General features: G+C 48.1%; 18 protein-coding genes and 1 pseudogene. 12 read left to right on the top strand and 7 right to left on the bottom strand.

The window, feature by feature from the left end; all coding sequences use genetic code 11:
• From ABDZ76_RS16470 to ABDZ76_RS16460, 3 genes are all read right to left on the bottom strand, one after another.
• Positions 1–187: transposase (locus tag ABDZ76_RS16470; RefSeq protein ID WP_343808060.1), on the bottom strand; the 187-nt coding region annotated here is incomplete at its 3' end.
• Between the two features lie 60 nt (positions 188–247).
• Positions 248–688 carry an NADPH-dependent F420 reductase gene (locus tag ABDZ76_RS16465; protein WP_343808057.1) on the bottom strand — a complete coding sequence of 147 codons (441 nt, stop codon included), beginning with the start codon at positions 686–688 and terminating at the stop codon, positions 248–250.
• 6 nt (positions 689–694) lie between these two features.
• Positions 695–2,218 carry an MFS transporter gene (locus tag ABDZ76_RS16460; protein WP_343808054.1) on the bottom strand — a complete coding sequence of 508 codons (1,524 nt, stop codon included), beginning with the start codon at positions 2,216–2,218 and terminating at the stop codon, positions 695–697.
• Between the two features lie 173 nt (positions 2,219–2,391).
• Here ABDZ76_RS16460 and ABDZ76_RS16455 point away from each other — a divergent pair, with 173 nt between their 5' ends.
• Positions 2,392–3,297: a LysR family transcriptional regulator gene (locus tag ABDZ76_RS16455; RefSeq protein WP_343808051.1), complete on the top strand. Its 906-nt coding sequence runs from the start codon at positions 2,392–2,394 to the stop codon at positions 3,295–3,297.
• 222 nt (positions 3,298–3,519) lie between these two features.
• Here the strand turns inward: ABDZ76_RS16455 and ABDZ76_RS16445 are convergent, their stop codons facing one another.
• The 3 genes and pseudogenes from ABDZ76_RS16445 to phnF all read right to left on the bottom strand — a co-directional run bounded on the left by ABDZ76_RS16445 (position 3,520) and on the right by phnF (position 6,110).
• Positions 3,520–4,191, bottom strand: a complete 672-nt coding sequence (locus ABDZ76_RS16445; RefSeq protein WP_343808049.1) for a B3/B4 domain-containing protein — start codon at positions 4,189–4,191, stop codon at positions 3,520–3,522.
• Positions 4,192–4,266: 75 nt separating this feature from the next.
• Positions 4,267–4,945: pseudogene (locus ABDZ76_RS17705) on the bottom strand (AraC family ligand binding domain-containing protein).
• Between the two features lie 454 nt (positions 4,946–5,399).
• Positions 5,400–6,110: a phosphonate metabolism transcriptional regulator PhnF gene (phnF, locus tag ABDZ76_RS16430; RefSeq protein ID WP_343808043.1), complete on the bottom strand. Its 711-nt coding sequence runs from the start codon at positions 6,108–6,110 to the stop codon at positions 5,400–5,402.
• A gap of 170 nt (positions 6,111–6,280) precedes the next feature.
• Here phnF and ABDZ76_RS16425 point away from each other — a divergent pair, with 170 nt between their 5' ends.
• The 8 genes from ABDZ76_RS16425 to psrA all read left to right on the top strand — a co-directional run bounded on the left by ABDZ76_RS16425 (position 6,281) and on the right by psrA (position 14,373).
• Complete coding sequence (locus ABDZ76_RS16425; RefSeq protein WP_343808040.1) at positions 6,281–7,804, top strand: ABC transporter substrate-binding protein; 1,524 nt, start codon at positions 6,281–6,283, stop codon at positions 7,802–7,804.
• Positions 7,805–7,879: 75 nt separating this feature from the next.
• Positions 7,880–8,800, top strand: a complete 921-nt coding sequence (locus ABDZ76_RS16420) for an ABC transporter permease (RefSeq protein ID WP_343808036.1) — start codon at positions 7,880–7,882, stop codon at positions 8,798–8,800.
• 1 nt (position 8,801) lies between these two features.
• Positions 8,802–9,713 (top strand): ABC transporter permease, encoded by a 912-nt coding sequence (locus ABDZ76_RS16415; RefSeq protein WP_343808033.1) that lies wholly within the window; start codon positions 8,802–8,804, stop codon positions 9,711–9,713.
• Positions 9,706–10,683: an ABC transporter ATP-binding protein gene (locus tag ABDZ76_RS16410; protein ID WP_343808030.1), complete on the top strand. Its 978-nt coding sequence runs from the start codon at positions 9,706–9,708 to the stop codon at positions 10,681–10,683. The genes ABDZ76_RS16415 and ABDZ76_RS16410 overlap by 8 nt, the downstream gene beginning before the upstream one ends.
• Positions 10,680–11,462 carry an ATP-binding cassette domain-containing protein gene (locus tag ABDZ76_RS16405; protein WP_343808027.1) on the top strand — a complete coding sequence of 261 codons (783 nt, stop codon included), beginning with the start codon at positions 10,680–10,682 and terminating at the stop codon, positions 11,460–11,462. Before ABDZ76_RS16410 ends, ABDZ76_RS16405 begins: the two co-directional genes overlap by 4 nt.
• 32 nt (positions 11,463–11,494) lie before the next feature.
• Positions 11,495–12,403 carry a PHP domain-containing protein gene (locus tag ABDZ76_RS16400; RefSeq protein ID WP_343808024.1) on the top strand — a complete coding sequence of 303 codons (909 nt, stop codon included), beginning with the start codon at positions 11,495–11,497 and terminating at the stop codon, positions 12,401–12,403.
• A gap of 42 nt (positions 12,404–12,445) precedes the next feature.
• Positions 12,446–13,288 carry a phosphonoacetaldehyde hydrolase gene (gene phnX / locus ABDZ76_RS16395; protein ID WP_343808021.1) on the top strand — a complete coding sequence of 281 codons (843 nt, stop codon included), beginning with the start codon at positions 12,446–12,448 and terminating at the stop codon, positions 13,286–13,288.
• On the top strand, positions 13,285–14,373 hold the full coding sequence (psrA, locus tag ABDZ76_RS16390) for an iron-containing alcohol dehydrogenase PsrA (protein ID WP_343808018.1): 1,089 nt from the start codon (positions 13,285–13,287) through the stop codon (positions 14,371–14,373). The genes phnX and psrA overlap by 4 nt, the downstream gene beginning before the upstream one ends.
• A 130-nt stretch (positions 14,374–14,503) precedes the next feature.
• On the opposite strand, the gene ABDZ76_RS16385 is transcribed toward psrA, so the two are convergent.
• The gene (locus tag ABDZ76_RS16385; protein WP_343808015.1) at positions 14,504–15,253 is read right to left on the bottom strand and encodes a FadR/GntR family transcriptional regulator; all 750 of its coding nucleotides are present in this window, start codon (positions 15,251–15,253) and stop codon (positions 14,504–14,506) included.
• Between the two features lie 172 nt (positions 15,254–15,425).
• Here ABDZ76_RS16385 and ABDZ76_RS16380 point away from each other — a divergent pair, with 172 nt between their 5' ends.
• The 3 genes from ABDZ76_RS16380 (at position 15,426) to araH (ending at position 19,045) form a co-directional block, all read left to right on the top strand.
• Positions 15,426–16,409, top strand: coding sequence for an arabinose ABC transporter substrate-binding protein (locus ABDZ76_RS16380; protein WP_343808012.1), 984 nt, complete (start codon positions 15,426–15,428; stop codon positions 16,407–16,409).
• Positions 16,410–16,562: 153 nt separating this feature from the next.
• On the top strand, positions 16,563–18,098 hold the full coding sequence (gene araG / locus ABDZ76_RS16375; protein ID WP_343808064.1) for an L-arabinose ABC transporter ATP-binding protein AraG: 1,536 nt from the start codon (positions 16,563–16,565) through the stop codon (positions 18,096–18,098).
• Complete coding sequence (gene araH, locus ABDZ76_RS16370; RefSeq protein ID WP_343808009.1) at positions 18,095–19,045, top strand: L-arabinose ABC transporter permease AraH; 951 nt, start codon at positions 18,095–18,097, stop codon at positions 19,043–19,045. Before araG ends, araH begins: the two co-directional genes overlap by 4 nt.
• Positions 19,046–19,089: the final 44 nt, after the last annotated feature.

Here is a 19,089-nt window from a genome sequence, read left to right as displayed (position 1 = left end):
TTTCTTCTTCCAATGCTTTCAGCTTACGCGCATCGGAAACCTCAAGGCCACCAAATTTGGCTTTATATTTATAAAAACTGGCGCTGCTAATTCCATATTTGCGACACACCTGTGCAGTCGGCGTTCCCGCTTCCTGCTCTTTAATCATCCCGATTATCTGTTCGTCTGAAAACCGTGAGCGTTTCATTGTCCATCTCCTATCAAGGATTGGACTCTACCAAAATCTGGAGGAGTATTGGGGCTCAGGTCAGCGGGCATCAGAAATGATATCCTCCACCAGAATAGAATTGAGGGCTTTTACCACCTTGGAGTCCGGAAGAAGCCTTGCCAACACCTCAGCGGTTGTGAGTTCGCCGTTCTCCAGTTGTGGTACCGAACCAAAATGTGCAAAATAGTTTTGCGGGTTCAGCACTATTTTCCCTGCCAGCGGCTTCGTCGGAATGGCTGGTGACATTTGCAGATGGATGGCCGCCACGATCATTTCACCAAATTCGGCAACGTCATCCACCGTACCGACCTCACAATCAATTTGCTGGCCGATATGCCGGATCGTATCTGGCCCTCTGGAATTGCTCAACATGACCTGATGGCCAGCTCTTGCTGCCAGCAATCCAATTGACTGCGCCATTCGCCCTGCACCAATAATTCCGATTTTCATTTCTTTACCTGCTTTTCGTTGGGTGTTCATATGGGTTCAACCTGACAAGACTTCCGTTTGCGTCACTTTTTTCCCTCCGAAAACAAGGAAGCTCAGCAATGCGTGAACCCATGCTGAAATTGCGCCATAAAGCGTGACCCAGCCGATGCCATATGCGAGTGCATTTCGAGCGGTTTCAATGGAGTAGCCGTGATTTTCGGCAACGATCAGATTTCCGGCCGCTATCGCATCCACCAATGTCTGAACCGTTGTTTCTGCTGGAATTTCTGGAAGTTCTTGGACAAGATAAGCATAAACACCGCTCAACAAAATCAGCCCCATGATCGCTATATTGACGGCCAGTGAAATAAACCTTGCGCTCATATCCATGCCCGATGCCATACCGGCCCGCTCCGGCGGCACCGCTGCGGTCGCCGTGTTGGTGACGGGCGTATTGGTGAGACCGAGCCCGATCCCTGCAATGATGCAGCCGGGAAGCAGCGTCATCCAGTTGGCATGTTCGCTTGAGGTAACAAAATGCAGAAGGATAAAACCTGCACCGATGGTAAACAGGCCAAGGGGGATGACCATGCCGGGGCCTCGGCACAGCAGAAGCCGTTCAGCAAGCGGCGGTGCGAGGATCGTCGGCACGGTGTAAGCAAGCACGGTCAATCCCGCTGAGATAGCGTCGTAACCGAGCACGGCTTGCAGATAAATCGGCAGATAAATGACGAAGGGCCAGAAACTGAAATTCATGCCGCTGGAACCAAGCAAAGCGCCTGAAAGCTTGCGAATGCGCAAGGCTGTGAAATCAAACATCGGTCGGTCAATGCGGTTCTCAACAATAATGAACAGCAGGAGACTGCTGATACTGATTGCAATGATTGCCAATGCGAGCGGGCTGGTTAGTCCCAATGTCTGCCCTTGCGTCAGCAGATAGACAAATCCGAAAACCGCAACCGACAATGTGACCATGCCTGCAATGTCGATTTGGGTGGCTTCGGGGTCAGAAGATTCCTCCACCCCTTTTTGTGCAAACAGCGCGGTAATTGCTGCTATTGCGACATGGATCAAAAACACCCATTCCCAGTTTGCCAATGTGATAATCGCGCCACCGACAATCGGGCCAAAGCCGAGACCCATGCCGAAAATAATGCCCCACCAGCCGAACGCTTTTCCACGCTCTGCGCCGTCCCTGAACTGGTGCGACAGGACAGCTACCTGACAGGCGAGCATGGCCGCTGCACTGAGCCCTTGAAGAAAACGTGCTACGATCAGCAGCGGTGCATTGGTCGCCAAGCCGCAGATAAGGGATGCGATGCCGAAGACCACAACACCTGATATGAAGATACGTTTGCGACCAAACCGATCGCCCAAAGCACCCATTGCCATTAAAACCGCGCACATGGCGATAGTATAGGCATTCATAATCCATTGCAGTTGCCGGAAATCAGCAGGCAGGACGCTTTCCAGCGTGGGCAGGATGGATGGGATGCTGGTTATTTCCAGTCCAAGCATAAGCGCCGATAGACATATGGCGACAAGTGCAAAACTATTTTTCGATGAGGAGGCAGGATTCATATCTTGGCCTTGCTGTTTCTTGCAGCACAAAGCGGCCTATCACGGAAAGTGATATGCGTTAATTAGCCAACCTTGCGCAGTATAATAGGGTTCGCTTGCAAGAATGCCGCCAATATGATCATTTAGCAATCATATGACAGGTCATTTCAGTGACAACAAAAACGGATAGATAGATGAGCGTACTCGAGGTTGATGCCGTCCGAGCCTTCGTAATGATCGCCGACCTTCAGAGCTTTACTCGCGCGGCTGAAGCTCTTGGCTCGACGCAGGGTGCAGTCAGCGTGAAGTTGAAGCGGCTTGAAGATCGCCTCGGCAAGAAGTTGATCGAACGTACGCCGAGACAAGTGCGCCTATCCGCGCAAGGGGAAACCTTCCTGCCACCGGCTCGCGAGTTCCTTGCAGCTCATGAACGTGCTCTTGCGGCCCTAGGGGCGGAAAGACGTCGCTTCCGGCTAGGCATCGCCGCTCACATCATGGGGCCGGAGGTTCCAACCTTGCTGGCCAAACTCAAATCGCTTGATCCTTGCCTGACTGTCGAAGTTTTGGTCGATAATTCCCGTACCTTGCTGGACGCCTATGAGGACGGAACGCTGGATGCTGTAATCGTGCGCAGCGACGATGATCGGCGGGATGGAGAAGTGCTCGGCCCCGAGCATTTCGGCTGGTTTGCCTCATCGGATTTCGAACACCACGCTGGCGAGCCGTTGCGGATCGCAAGCCACCCTGCGTGCTGCACGGTTCGAGAAGTGGCGACACGTTTGCTGGACACCGCTTCAATTCCGTGGACCGAGGTATTTGTTGGCGGGACCTCAGCGGTAACTGCAGCGTTGTCAGCAGGTCTTGCAGTCGCTGCTTTCCCTTGTCGGCTGACGACCCCCGATATGATCGAGGTCAGCCAGTTACTTAACTTGCCGCCTATTCCCTCCCTATCCATTATTATGCATTCGTCGCTGACTGACCTTAAAACCCGTGAGACACTGCGCGCGATCACCGCAGCCTTTAGTGAGCATCGCCGAAACAGCAATAAGCAAATCAGCCTCATTTTCACAGAAGAGCCGAAAAGCAAAGTGCTTTCATAAGATCGACAATATACTTGATTGAAATGCGCCCTGGCACCTCATCTCTGAGTGAGCGCTAATTGTACGGCAAGGCCAGCGAAAGCCGTTGCGAAGCCACACGTGCAGCCCAAGGCGGCAATGACACCAGCACTCACACCGACTGAAAGACCGGCTGCCACTGTGTAATCAACACCTGTGCTGGATGAAGCGACGGTGACCAGAGAAGTCAGCAGAATTCGGGTGTCATAGTGGTTCCACTTCTTTCATCGCAGCATGAGGCCAGACCGCAGCCAACGCTTGTGTAAGTGATGATGTGAGAGCGGCAATATCTTTATCCGCTGTATCATGCAGAGCTTCGGTTACAATCAGGGCTTGTGACGTTTCCTGTCGAACGGCAGAACAGCCGCTTTGCCGATTGGTCCAGCGGCGTGCATGGGCACGGCCATCATCATCGGCGAAGATAGTTTCACCGGGTTCGGGATTTTCAATCTCGCCGCCAAAACTTTCATAAATCTCGTTTCCATGGGCAGACTGCACGGTCAGCGTGCCAGTGATCTTGCCGGTGTCGAACACCGCGACGGGAATGGCGAATGCGAGCGAAGCGGCATTGCACAGATCAATGAGTGGATGAAGCGTAGGAAGCGTCCTTTCCTTACGGTAGCGCCGCAGCAGAGCCTCGGAAGCACATCTATACTGCGTTGGTTTGAGACCCATCGCGGTGAAAGTACGTCGCCAAGCCTGTATTTCAGGAAACGCGCCTTCACTTGCGGCGGCGAGCCGATCTTCGGCAATCGCAATCAGTCGAGTGATCTCATCAGAAGGATCAGCTTTTGCATCGAAGCTATCAACAAGCAGGGCGCGGGAGCAAAGTTGTGGAAAGCGGGAGCGGATTTCTGGGGCGTAACGGAACTGCATGGGCATACTCTAAGCTCGATTGTTTTAAGCCATATGCCGAATGCCGCCTCACCGTGTCTTGAAGGAAATTGCAGTTCAGTTCATCGCGGTGGTATAAATACCGCGCGACATCCCATAAGTGCGGTAGAAAAGTCTTGTCATGTGGCTCTGATCCGCAAAGCCAGCCGCCTGCGCTGCATCGGCAAGCGCTGCCAGTTCACCAAGCGATAGCGGTGCTGTGGGATCATCGTCGATGCGCGCGTGCCTGCTCAATTGCTTTTGGTATTTCGGTCAGCGGATCGTTTCTGTGCTCAACCAACCGCGCCAGCAGCAGGAGCAGATTTTCCCCGCCTTCGATCTCGCTATGTCCGCCGTGCTGATCGGTCATAGTGCGAAAAAAATCACAGGAAATATTTAGCAGTTGTAGCGTCGCGTATCGCTGGATGCGCAAGCTCTGCGTGATCTGTGCTACCTTCCGTCAAGGTAAGAAACGTGTAAGTCAGCACAGCCGGATCGAAATAAAGCATCTGCCACGAGCGGCCGTTTTCATCTAAGGGTAAGCCGTCATGCAGCTCGCCGGGTTCACAGTGATCAGATCTCTGGCTTCTGCTTTCACGCCGCCGCGTCCGCTCATGGATTTCTGCGCACCGCGCATAATAATGCCGATGCCGAACTGATCATGAGTATGACGGCCAAATGCATGAGACGTATCGGCTGACACCGCTTCAACTCCATTCATCCCGCAGCGGACTATTTTGAACTGTCCTTTTGTCATCACCGCGATACTATGATGAACCAAAGGCTCAAAAAAGCGAAACTCAGTAACTGAAATCTAAATGGTGCCCCCTCAATAGATCATCCACGCCAAAAATGGACTACTAAACAGAGCCCGCAAAACTACAAGCAAAGTGGGTGCATGAGCGGAAGTAAAAGTGGACGTCCGGACCGAAAAAGTTCGCTTTCACTAGTTTACCCATAGGCTGCAATTCAACTTCTCACCCTTTCTGAAATAATATTATTATGAAAAAAGAAATGACTGCTTTTAGGAACTTTCCACCGATTCAAACATTCGACATTACGGGCAAAGCAGCCATTCAGATATAGCTGCAAAAGATTTCAAGCAGTGAAATGGAACATGTGGAATAATATTTTTTTGTCATCTGTTGTTATGTTAATATTTGTCTAAAATGAGAAGCCTAGCTTATTAGTATTTATTAACGGATGATTATTTAAACACAGACTCGAATTCTGGATGCTGGCCAAACTGATTTACTGATCTCAATAGGCTGTCCCTTAGCATCGACATTGCGGCCTTCTAACTCAACAATAGGCGTATCGAAGGCAATACGGAGTAAGCTGGCTTCCTTCCGTGTTGGCATTCGTGCAGATATGGCAGTGTCACTGCGGCTGAAATCTGTTACGCCAAGCCGAGTGATCAAATCGCTAATTCCCGTTGATTGCGCAAATATCTCAGGTAGGCTCGGGTATTTTTCAGCACTGAAATAATGGTTGGCTAGACAGAGCGGATCTACGCCTGAAAACCTTAAAATATGCAAATCATAAACTCGCGCATGACTTGGTATTGTTAATTTTTGCGCCAATTCCGCACTCACTTTGCGGCTGTGTATATCAAGAATCTCAATGCGCGATGTTTGCGCCAATGCTTTTACATTATCGTTATAGCGGGTGCGGTGGCGCACAAAATAATCAACAAGTTTGCCTGATACATAAACTCCGCTTCCTTGCCTGCTGGCTACAAGTCCGCGCCCTCCAAGTATATCCAACGCTTTGCGAATGACATGCCGGTTTACTTTATATTGGTCTGCCAGTTCTGCCTGAGTTGGTAATTTTGTGCCAGTGCGCAGCACGCCTGCTTTAATGAGTTGTGCAATTTCGTCTGCAACATATCCGGCATTTATATCAATTTGACCGCGCATCATGTCCCCCGATACAATTTAGAACACCAACTTACATATTTGGCGTGACAGTTTTTTGAAGTTGCTGTCGCAAAACCAAACTGGTGCTGCCGTGTCACCTGCTTGTCACGAAGATACGAAAATCATGCTCACGTCCTTTCGAGCCGCATGAGCGGTCAAACCAGAGATGTGTTATGACGATTAAAAGCTTGCTTACTTCAATACTGATGGCCGGCGCAGTGTTTGTTGCACCTGCAGCCGCACAGGAATTACGTGTGGCATTGCCAACTTTCCCGTCTAAATTCACCCCGAATTTTTGGGGTAATGACGGCGCGCCAATGCTTTACAATGTGTATGAGACTTTGATTACACGTGATCCTTTTGCCCGACCACTTTCTTATAAGCCAGGGCTTGCAAAAGAATGGAAGCAGATTGAGCCGACAATCTGGGAATTAAAACTGCGCGAAAATGTGAAAATGCATGATGGCACCATTATGGATGCCGAAGATGTTAAATATTCACTTGATCCGATTTTCAGTGGTGAGAACCCTGAATATACTTCTGCCTGGGGAACCTTCCATTACAATTTTGACCATGTGGAAATTGTTGATCCGTTAACAGTGCGCATTCACACTAAGCGTGAAGAGCCACTGTTTGAAGCCCTCATCTCGTTAAGCACAGCTAGCATTACCTCTAAAGAACATCATGAAGCAATTGGCTATGATCAGGTTTTATTGAAACCTGTTGGCACAGGCCCCTATAAAGTCACGTCACTGACTGCAGGTGAACGCGCTATTATGGAGCGTTTTGACGATTATTGGGATGAAAAAGCACCACTTGAAAAGGTTGATTTCCGCCTTGTACCGGAAGTAGCATCACGTATTACCGGCTTGGCCAATGGTGAATTTGATCTGATTGCTAATATTCCACCCGATCAGGCACCTGCTTTACAGCGTGACGGTATCGCCTCCAAAGGCGTGACATGGCCAATGTTTCATGTGTGGGTTCTCAACCAGGTGACTAAGCCGACACAAGATTTGCGTGTTCGTCAGGCTATGCGTCTTTGCACTGACAATAAAGCATTGGTGGATGGACTTTGGGGCGGTTTGGCGCATGAGCCGCGCGCGCATCAGTTCGAAGAATATGGCGAACCTTATTTTATGGCGGATATTGATTATAGCGGCCGTGATGTAGAAAAAGCCAAGCAATTACTTGCTGATGCTGGCTATAAGGGTGAGCCTATCGTCGCGCAATTTACGCAAAACTATTATCTTTACGGCAACCTAGCGGCGCAGGTTATCCAGCAGCAGTGGCAGGAATGTGGTCTTAACCTGGAACTCCAGCAGGTTGAAACCATCGACTATAAAAATGCCAATGTCGTGCCGTGGTCAAACCCGATGTATTATCCTGATCCTATGGGGGCGATGGATGTTCATTGGTCATCTAACGGTAATTATGCCCGCCGCGGTACATGGGCACCGTCCCATCCTGAATGGGCGTCTACCTATGAGACAGCTCGTTTTGGTACAGATGTTGAAACACGCAAAAACGCTTATCGTAAGCTTTTAGAAATCGAGCAGGATGAGGCGGGTTGGATCCTGCTTTATGAGCCGCATGAAATTTATGCGATGCGCGATGATATTTCTTTCGAAATTCCGATTGCCTATCGCCCTTACGTGCTGCCGCTGCGCGCCGGTCAGATCAGAGTTGGCAAATAATAGATCTTGGTAAACTCACGCAGAGGTAGTTTGCACTGCCTCTGCGTGACATCTGCTCAAATATAAGGAATTGCCATGCTGCATTTCTTTTCAATCCGAATATTACGTGCATTTGTTGCTTTAACGCTTGTTCTGATAATTGCTTTCATCACGGTTCGTTTTTCCGGTGAGCCTTTTGAACGCATGTTTCCGGAGGGAACAACGGTCGAGCATGAACAAATGCTGCGTGCTGAATGGAACCTGGATAAATCACTACCAGAGCAATTCGCAATTTATCTGGGAAATCTGTTTTCAGGCAATTTCGGACAGTCTTTATATACAAAAGAAGAGGTTTGGCAGATTTATGCCGAGCGTATGCCCGCAACTTTGGCGGTTAGCGGCTGGGCTCTGTTGGTGGCAATTCTTGTTGGTATTCCGTTAGGTGCAATTTCTGCGCTTTGGCGCCAAAGTGCTGTTGCTCGCGGCGCGATGTGGTTTGCCTTTTTAGGCTATGCCATTCCGCATTATGTTTTAGGCATCGGGCTTATTTTATTATTTGGCCTATATTGGAAGGCGCTGCCGACTTCCGGTCTTGAGAGTGCTGCCCATTACGTTTTGCCTGTTCTCACATTGGCTATTCCGATGATTGCAGCTCTTGCTCGTTATATGCGCGCGACAATGCTTGACGCCATTGCGCAACCGCATGTGATGACAGCTTTGTCTAAAGGTATCAGCGAGCGCCGTCTGGCACAAATGCATATTTTGCGAAATGCAATGGTGCCACTCTTAACTGTTTTGGGGCTTGAAATTGCCGGATTAGTCAATGGATCAATCTTTGTCGAGACGGTTTTCGCATTGCCAGGCGTTGGTCGAGTATTGGTTAATTCTGTGCTCGATCGCAATTATCCGGTCTTACAATTTGGCGTGATTACTTATGCGCTGATCATCGTTCTTATCACACTGATCGTTGACACACTTTATACCATTGCGGACCCTCGCGTCCGGCTGGAGGCTTAATATGTCAGCCTATACAGAAACCCAAGCCGCACTTCATCCAGTGCCAAAAAAGATCAATAAAAAACGCACCTCTTTGAAGCTTTTCTCTTTGCGATTTGATCGCTTGACCTTTGCCTTATTGCTTTTGGCGCTTATTGTGGCCTTAGGCATTTTTGCCCCGGTACTGGCTCCTCAAAATCCAAACCACATCAATATGCTGGCGCGCATGGTGCCACCGGTTTGGATGGAAGGTGGTAGCTGGGAGCATATTCTGGGCACGGATCAGATCGGTCGTGATTTGCTGTCGCGTATGATGTGGGGTATTCGCACCAGTTTGGGAATTGCCGTTTTCGGACTGGTTTTTAGTGCTGTCCTCGGTATTGGTCTTGGTGTTCTCAGTGGCTTGATCGGCGGTTGGTTTGATCGATTTGCCATGATGCTGGTGGATGTCTTTATCACTCTGCCTAACTTACTTCTCATTCTTTGCGGGATTGCGTTGCTCGGAACCGAGGTTTGGGTACTTGTTCTGATGATCGCACTGGTGCGCTGGGAAGCTTATGCCCGATTGGTACGTGGTCAGGTGCTTTATTTGCGCGAGCTTGGTTATGTAGAGGCCAGCCGCGTTCTCGGCGGTAACCCATTTTGGATCATCAGGAAACATATTTTACCTAATCTGATTTCGCCTATGATGGTGATGCTAACCTTAAGTTTTCCAGGGGTATTGTTGATGGAAGCCGGACTTTCATTCCTGGGTGTGGGCGTGCAACCACCGACTGCTTCGCTCGGTCGTATGATTGGCGATGGTCGTGACTATCTCGTCAATGCGTGGTGGATTGCACTGGTTCCTTCCGCAATTGTTGTGCTCATCACCTTGGCTTTTCAGATAGCGGGCGATGCTTTGCGCGACCGTATGGATGAATTGAACAATGACTGATCTTCTTCTTGATATTCATCAGCTTAAAGTTGGCTTTCACTCTGCAAAAGGCACAGTACAGGCAGTGCGTGGTGTCGATTTGCAGGTCAAGCGTGGTGAGACACTGGCAATCGTTGGTGAAAGTGGCTGCGGCAAGTCCACCTTGGCCAAGGCGCTGATTCGTCAAAATCAGGCACCTTTCACTCCTCAAAAAACATGCATTGAGGGCAGGGCGCAGCTTTTTGCCGGGAAAAACCATGACTTAATCAATGCCTCATCTTCGCAGATGCGCAATATTCGTGCTCGTCATATTGCAATGATTTCGCAGGATGCTTTGTCTGGCCTTAATCCGGTTCTCTCGATTGGTTATCAGGTGGGAGAAGCGTTTGCCTGTAACCATCCGGAACTGAGCCGTACAGCGAGAAACAATAAAATCTTCTCTATTTTAGATGAAGTTGGCTTGCCTGAACCTGAAAATATGGCGCGTCGTTTTCCGCATCAACTTTCAGGCGGGCAAAGGCAACGTGTAATGATTGCTATGGCTGTGGCACGTCAGCCTGATCTTATCATTGCTGATGAGCCGACGACTGCTCTGGATGTTTCGGTGCAGGCTCGGATTTTAAAATTATTAAAAGCCGAGCAACAAAAAACCGGTGCAGCCATTATTTTCATCACCCATGATTTAGGTGTTGTAGCACGTATCGCAGACCGTGTGGCGGTGATGTATGCGGGACAAATTGTAGAAACCGCAACTGTTCGTGACTTTCTGCTCGCTCCCCGTCATCCGTACACAGCCGGACTATTAGCCTCAGTGCCGGGCCACAAGAGTGATTATCCACGCCTGACGGGCTACGCGCCGGAGCCACGATCAGTCACAACGGGTTGTGCTTTTCGCCCTCGTTGCCTGCGTGCTTGTGACAATTGCACAATCATGCCGCCGGCTACGGGGCAGAGCAGCCATTATGTTTATTGCTGGAACACAGTTCAATGAAAATTGAAATTAACAATCTTTCTGTCAGCTATAGTTCCGGCATGTTTTCACGACGAGAACCAACCAAAGCGCTTGATGGCATTAATCTTTCCATTCCAGCCGGTTGCACCATGGGAATTGTCGGCGAAAGCGGTTCCGGTAAATCCACATTAGGACGCGTTTTGCTACGGATGCTTACTCCCACAAAGGGACATATCCATATCGCAGAGACGGATCCTTATGCGTTGAAGGGTAAAGATCTGTTTGAATTCCGCCGTCAAGTTCAGGCTGTTTTTCAAGATTCCGGAGCTTCGCTCAATCCTCGTCAGCCCGTTGGAATTTCAATTCGTGAAGGTTTGGATATCCATCGTGTCGGCACAAATAGCAGCCGTGATGAAGCGGTGATAGCGCTGTTGGAAAAGGTAGGGCTTGCTGCTGATTATTATGATCGCTTACCCCACACTTTATCCGGCGGGCAACGTCAACGTATCAACATTGCGCGGGCTCTTGCTTTGTCACCTTCCGTTTTGATTGCTGATGAACCGGTTTCCGCGTTGGATATTTCGGTTCAATCACAAATTCTTGAACTTTTAAGCGACCTACGTCGTCAGACCGGGATGACCATGGTGTTCATCTCGCATGATCTTGGTGTTGTGCGTGAGCTGTGCGACCGTGTTGCGATCATGCATCGCGGCCATTTGGTCGAGGAAGGCAGTGTTGAGCAAGTTTTCAATGCGCCGCGCCATCCGGTTACACAAGGCTTGTTAAGCGACATGCCAAGTCTTGATCTTCCTAATTAACCCGTCTTTTATAAACTAACACAGGGCATATCATGTCACTTGCAGCTTTTTCCGCTCCCGGTCGCTTTTTTAAAGGCAATCTTCATACCCATTCTAATCGTTCTGACGGTTTTCTGGAACCTGAAGATGTGTGCCGTCGCTATCGTGAACGTGGTTATGATTTCTTATGTTTATCAGATCATTTTCAGGCTCGTTATGATTTCCCTCTGACAGACACGACAGCTTACCAAACAGAAAAATTTACCACGATTACCGGCGCTGAACTTCATGCACCTGAAACCTCAGGTGGAGAAATTTGGCATATTCTCGCAGTTGGCTTGCCGCGTGATTTTACCCCGCCATCTAAAAGTGAAACCGGTGCCCAATTGGCTGAGCGCGCTTTTCAGGCCGGTGCTTTCGTGGTTATCCCACATCCTGAATGGTATGGCCTTACTTTAGAAGATGCCGCGACTATTCCCAATGCACATGCGGTTGAAGTTTACAACCATACCAGCCAGATCAACACCGCACGTGGTGGCGGCAGTTATTTTCTTGATGAGATGTTGATTGCAGGAAGGCATATTAATGCATTGGCCTGTGATGATGCTCATTTCAATATTCCTAATGCGGTTGAACGCGATGCTTTTGGCGGCTGGGTTATGGTCAAAGCGGAAGAAAATAGTGCTGAAGCTTTATTGACTGCGTTAAAAGCCGGTCATTATTACTCAACACAAGGGCCTGACATTCACTCTATGCAGATTGAAGGTGATGAGCTGGTTGTCACCTGTTCACCGAGTCATCAGGTTGCACTTGTCGGCCATCATTCCTTGTCGGCCAAAGCATCCGGTACAGAATTGACCACGGCACGGCTACCTTTGGAGCGCTTCAAAGGTCAGTGGGGACGTTTGATTGTTCTGGATGAACAAGGGCGTTGCGCATGGTCAAATCCGATGTGGTTTTGACACCGTATTTTTTAAACTTTCAAGAACGAAATGAGACGAACCATGGTTACTAATCAGGGTCACAATATTGGTATGCACTTTCGCGGCCCAGTAAGCACAGCTATTTTTGACTGGGCAGGCACTGTGCTGGATTTTGGCTGTATCGCACCGGTTGCAGCCTTTCGTGAAGCCTTTGCCAAAGATAATATCGACATCAGCGAAGCTGAAGCCCGCGCGCCAATGGGTGCTGCAAAGCGCGAACACATAGAGTTGATTTTAGCACAACCGGACGTGCAGGAACGTTGGCGTTTGATTAAGTCAGCTGCTTCGACACAAACAGATGTCGATCGTATCTATGCTGAGTTTTTGCGTATCGATGCCGTGAACTGCGCTCGTTATAGCGATATGATACCCGGTGCATTGGAAACTATAGCCAAGCTGAAAGATATGAATATCAAAATCGGCAGCACTACGGGTTATCCACGTTCAATTATGGATAGCTTGATGCCTTTGGCACAAGCACAAGGCTATGAGACAGATCATTGTGTAACTGTTTCAGAAGCACCTCGAGGCCGCCCGTTTCCGGATATGGTTTTGATGAATGCATTGGCGCTTGGTGCACCAGATATGTCGGCTTGTGTAGTTATTGATGACAGTCCGTCCGGTTTAATGTCAGCACGAAGTGCAGGTATGTGGGCGGTTGGTATTGTGGCAAGCGGCAATGAAGTGGGGCTTTCACTGGAGGATTGGGAAGCGCTTGATGATGTGCAACAGGAGTTGCTGCGCGAAAAAGCAGCAACTGCTTTAGAAGCAGCGGGAGCCCATTATATTATTGATACGGTTGCAGATCTTATCCCGGTTATTGAAGACATTAATGCCTGTTTAGTCTCGGGTGAAAGACCATGAGCGCCTGGCATTATTTCAATCCGGTCAATATCAGTTTTGGTGCAGGCGAGATCAGTAAAATCGGTACGCTGATTAAGAACCGCCGCTATTTATTGGTGACCCATCCGGATGCCCCGATGCTGCCGTGGATTGAGCAGGTCAAAGCGGCTGCTGGCGCGCCGCTTGCTGTCATCAATGAGATTGAGCCTAATCCGTCATTAGCAATGCTTGAACGGGTTTGCGGTAAACTTGATCAGGCCAATATTGTCCCGGAAGTGATCGTGGCTCTTGGCGGCGGCTCTGTCATTGATTCAGCCAAATTTCTGGCTGCAGGACATGGCCAATATCAGATTGTTTATGATTATTTGCAATCAGGCTCAGAAATTACACAGACATCTTTGCCGATTATCGCCGTTCCAACCACATCCGGGACCGGCAGTGATTTGACGAAATGGGCGACCATCTGGGATTTAGAAGCGGATCGCAAGCTATCGTTAAACCGACCTGATCTTTATGCCGAAGCTATTATTATTGATCCGGTGATCACACAAAGCCTGCCATGGAGTGTTACTCTGGCGAGCGGGCTGGATGCTTTATCCCATGCTCTGGAAAGCATCTGGAACATTAACGCCAATCCGGTGACGCGTAATTTCGCTATTGCTGCTGCACGCGATATACTCAAGGCGTTGCCGCGTTTACAACTTGATCTCAATGATACAGAAGCTCGTAGCCAGATGGCAATGGGTGCAACCAATGCAGGGCTTGCATTTTCCAACACACAAACGGCATTGGCACACAATATTTCTTATCCCATAACGCTTCATTACAAGCTTGCGCATGGTATTGCTTGTTCATTTTGCCTGCCGGAAGTTATGCGTACAGCTATCGGTGTGAGTGCTGATTGTGATCAGGCGATTGCGGCTATTTTCGGTGATTTGCAAAAGGCCCCTCAAACCTTGCGGGCATTTTTAAACAGCCTCGGTGCACCAGCAAGACCTGAGGAAATCGGGATCGGAAAAAGAGAGTGGCAAAATATTGTGCAGGCCGCATTTACAGGTCAGCGGGGGCAAAATTTCATCGGAACAATCGATAAATTTCCGTTTTAAATCTTAATAAGTCAGATAGTAAAAACGACCTTGATGATAAATCAAGGTCGTTTTAGTGGATTTGATACTTACGTACTCTCATTTTTTAGGTGAAAAACCTATATCAGAAAGGGATAGGATCGTTTAATTCTTAAAGTCCCTTTTGCGTAGCAATTTTCAGGTCTCTGCTCGCCAGATCAAGTATTTTTAAGGCATGTTCTTCAGCCGCATCTTTATCACGCATGCGCAAGGCTTCAACGAGTTGTCGATGGCGCTCTAATGCCTCAGTACAGGTGGCCGCAGCTTCATTCGTGGTTTGTAAAGAATATTTCAGCGCCGAATTGATGCTATGGGACAATTGATAAAAGACCTGATTATGACTGGCTTTCAGCAAACGTGAGTGAAACAATGTATCACCTTCCGTGAATGCTGCTAAATCGCCATTAGCGTCATGCATCATTTGCCATGCTTGTTCCAGATCAGCAATTTCTTGTACTGTAGCGCGTTCTGCTGCCAGGCGTGCAGCAACTGGCTCAATCACTTGTCTTGTTTCAAGAATGCAATTGAGTAAGTTTAAACGGAATACTTCATCGCCTAACCATTCGATGACTTGAGGGTCAAGAATATTCCATTCGTCTCGCTCGCATACAAGAGTGCCGACGCGCGGGCGTGCACGCACCATGCCTTTAGATTCCAGCACTTTTAGGGCTTCACGGATAACTGTACGGCTGACACCATAGTGTTCGCAGAGGTCATTTTCGCGCGGTAAGAATGTACCGCTCTCATATATATTGGTCGAAATATCAATGGCGAGAGCTGTGACAACATTATTCTTTACCCGCGGGCGGGACGCAGCCGGTGTTTGCTCATTCATATGTTCCTGCGATCCCAATGATGTCATTTTATATCTCCCAGTTTTTTATGTGCGTAGCGCAGCTTGAGGACATTGCCAAGTCTTTTTTGATTATACAATAAGTTTTAATCATCATACAAGAGGTATTGACGGATATGATCTTTTGGTTTTATGTATTGTCATATCGCTCGAGGGGGGCGAATAAATCGGGAGGTTAATTATGCGTATTTTGAAGACGATTTTGTTGGCGGGCGCTGTGTCTTTCATGGGCATGACACTTGCTTCTGCTGCCGATGTGAAAATTGGTTTTGTTGTTAAACAGCCTGAAGAGCCTTGGTTTCAGGATGAGTGGAAATTTGCTGATATAGCAGCGAAAGAAAAAGGTTTCACTTTGGTGAAAATTGGCGCTGAAGATGGGGAAAAAGTACAAGCCGCGCTTGATAATCTTGGTGCCCAAGGGGCTCAAGGGGTCATTATTTGTACACCTGATGTGAAGCTTGGACCTGGGATTGTTGCTAAGGCTGCAGCAAATGACTTGAAGCTGATGACGGTTGATGACCGCTTGGTCAATGCCGATGGTAGCGCCATGGAAGACGTTGTCCACATGGGGATTTCTGCAACCAAGATTGGTGAAGAAACCGGTAAAGCAATCAGTGATGAAGTAAAAAAACGCGGTTGGGACTGGAAAGAAGTCGGGGCAATCCGTGTGTCTTATGATCAGCTTCCAACCGCAGTTGATCGTATTGAGGGCGCTCTTACCTTTATGAAATCGGCTGGTTTGGTCGAAGCGAATATCTTTGATGCACCACAAGCTAAAACAGATACCGAAGCTGCTTTGAATGCTTCAACTGTGGTTCTGAATAAGAACCCTGATGTTAAATATTGGGTAGCCGTTGGCCTTAACGATGAAGCTGTTTTGGGTGCGGTGCGCGCAACCGAAAGTGTTGGTATCGCGTCTGCTAATGTTATTGCTGTAGGTATTGGCGGATCAGATTCTGCGATCAATGAATTTAAAAAGCCAGAACCAACTGGTTTCTTTGGATCCATTATTATTTCTCCAAAACGCCATGGCTATGAAACGGCATTAAATATGTTTGATTGGATTGCCAATGGTAATGAGCCGGAAAAGCTGACTTTGACCGCAGGTCAGTTAGCACTGCGTGATAATTATCAAGAGGTTCGTAAAGAACTGGGCATTGAATAATCCATTCCTAATGGCTTCACGGCTGCTTCAATCTTCAGGGTAGCCGTGAAGATAGATCCTTCACGCTTCGCAATCATTGAATGATGTAGGCGCGAAAGAACGACAGGACATCAGGAGCAAAGCTTGAGTATTTGCACCGGCATGGGGGAGGCCATGGATTCATTTCTGGTTTTTAAAAATATTTCAAAAGCCTATCCAGGCGTACAGGCATTATCAGACGTTTCCTTTAGTATTGCTAAAGGGGCTGTTCATGGTTTGATGGGCGAAAACGGCGCCGGAAAATCGACCTTGATCCGTATTTTATCCGGAGATCAGGCCGCTAATAGCGGTGCTGTTTATATTGACGGTAAAAAGCAGAGTTATAATACGGCCCGGGATGCTTTTGATGCTGGTGTTATTGTCATTCATCAGGAATTGCAATTAGTGCCTGAATTGACAGTGGCTGAAAATCTATGGCTGGGACGGTTTCCTTCCAAGGCGGGATTTCTCAACTCTGCTCACTTAAGCAAATTGGTAGCTGATAAACTTAAATCTATTGATATTGATATCGATCCGGCGCGAAAAGTGGCTAATCTCTCGATTGGCGAGCGGCAAATGGTTGAAATTGCAAAAGCAGTGATGCTTGACGCTCGGGTGATCGCTCTGGATGAGCCAACATCCTCATTATCTTCCCGTGAAAGTGAAATTCTGTTTCGTCTGATTGCCCGTCTTAAAGCAGAGGGCAAAGTCATTATTTATATTTCTCATCGTTTAGATGAGGTATTTCAGCTTTGTGATAGTCTGACAGTATTGCGTGACGGTAAACTGGCGGCTCATCACACCACTATGCAGCACATTACCCGTGATCAAGTTATCGCCGAAATGGTAGGGCGGGAATTAAATGATATTTGGGGATGGCGTAAGCGAGAGATTACCGAAAAAGTCCGTTTAAAAGTCACTGATATTTCGGGTGAAAAATTACCGCAGCCTGCAAGTTTTGAAGTTCGCTCTGGTGAAATATTAGGTTTCTTCGGGTTGATCGGGGCTGGAAGATCAGAACTTTTACGCTTGATTTATGGTGCGGATAAACGCCGAAGCGGGACTGTCACTGTTGATGATGTCAGGATCGCCGCTAATAAACCGCGTGCATCGATTGAAGCGGGCTGTGTGCTCTGTCCGGAAGACCGTAAATTTGACGGTATTTTGCAAGGTCGGTCAATTGAAGAAAATATTGCAATCTCTGCACGGCGTAATTTTTCGCCTTGGGGTGTCATCCGCGCTAAAAAAGAAGCGGAATTGGCTGAATCCAACATCAAAAAGCTTCGTATCAGAACGCCGTCACGTCATCAGGACATTGTTTATTTGTCGGGCGGTAATCAGCAAAAAGTTATTCTCGGGCGATGGTTGTCTGAGCAAAATCTGAATGTCTTGATGATTGATGAGCCAACACGCGGCATTGATGTTGGTGCTAAAGCTGAGATTTATGAGCTTCTTTATAGTTTGGCAGAACAGGGCGTGGCTATTGTTGTTGTCTCCAGTGAGCTGCCTGAAGTTATGGGTATTTCGGACCGCATTTTGACAATGTGTGAAGGACGCATCACCACCTCTATTGAACGTCAAGATTTCAACGAAAAAGCTATTCTGACCGCAGCACTGTTAGATCAGTCCGCCGCAGATAAAAATGAACGACAAAAGGTTGCCTCAAAATGAACGCACTGAAAAAAATCCTGCTTGGGGAGCAGGGACTGGTTGTTTTGTTCGCTGTCGCCTTTGCTATTGTTGCATTGACAGTTCCTAATTTTTTAACTGAACGAAACATGCTTGGTTTGTTGCAGTCTGTTGTTACAATAGGCATCGTAGCTTGCACGATGATGTTATGTTTGGCATCGCGAGATTTTGATTTGTCGGTTGGCTCAACGGTTGCTTTTTCCGGCATGGTTGCAGTGATGGCATCTAATGCTACCGGCTCAATTGTTTTAGGGCTTTTGGCAGCTATGGTGGCTGGCTCACTAGTTGGTCTTTTCAATGGTATTGTCATTGCACGCTTTCGCGTCAATGCTTTGATTGCAACTTTGGCCACCATGCAGATCGTGCGCGGCTTGGCTTTGATTTCATCTGACGGGCGTGCAGTCGGCATTAATGATCCATCTTTTTATCAGCTTGCTCTGTCCAAGTTCTTTGGCATTCCAACGCCAATTTGGATCATGGTGATCCTGTTTATTGTTTTCGGCTTTGTGCTTAACCGTACTGTATTTGGGAAAAATACGCTGGCGATTGGCGGCAATCCGGAAGCATCACGCTTGGCTGGCGTTAATGTGACATCAATGCGTACGTGGATTTTTGCGCTACAAGGACTTGTGTGTGCGATTGCCGGTATTTTGTTGGCGGCTCGTATTACATCCGGACAACCAAACGCGGCTACGGGCTTGGAGCTATCTGTGATTTCTGCCTGTGTGCTTGGCGGTGTTTCGCTTGCTGGCGGTCGTGCTTCAATGATGGGTGTTATTGTTGGCGTATTGATTATGGGAATTGCAGAAAATGTGATGAACCTACTGAATATTCAGGCTTTTTATCAATATGTTGTTCGCGGATTAATTCTACTGCTGGCTGTTTTGCTGGATAATCTGCGTTCTTCAACAATCGCTTATCGTGGCTAAATAAAGCACGCTGAAATAATATTTCAGCGTGTGCACACACTTGG

This window comes from Paenochrobactrum glaciei, from assembly GCF_039522165.1.
GTDB lineage: Bacteria > Pseudomonadota > Alphaproteobacteria > Rhizobiales > Rhizobiaceae > Paenochrobactrum > Paenochrobactrum glaciei.
The sequence above is the reverse complement of the archived record's forward strand: the minus strand, read 5'-3'. Positions and strand labels throughout refer to the sequence as shown.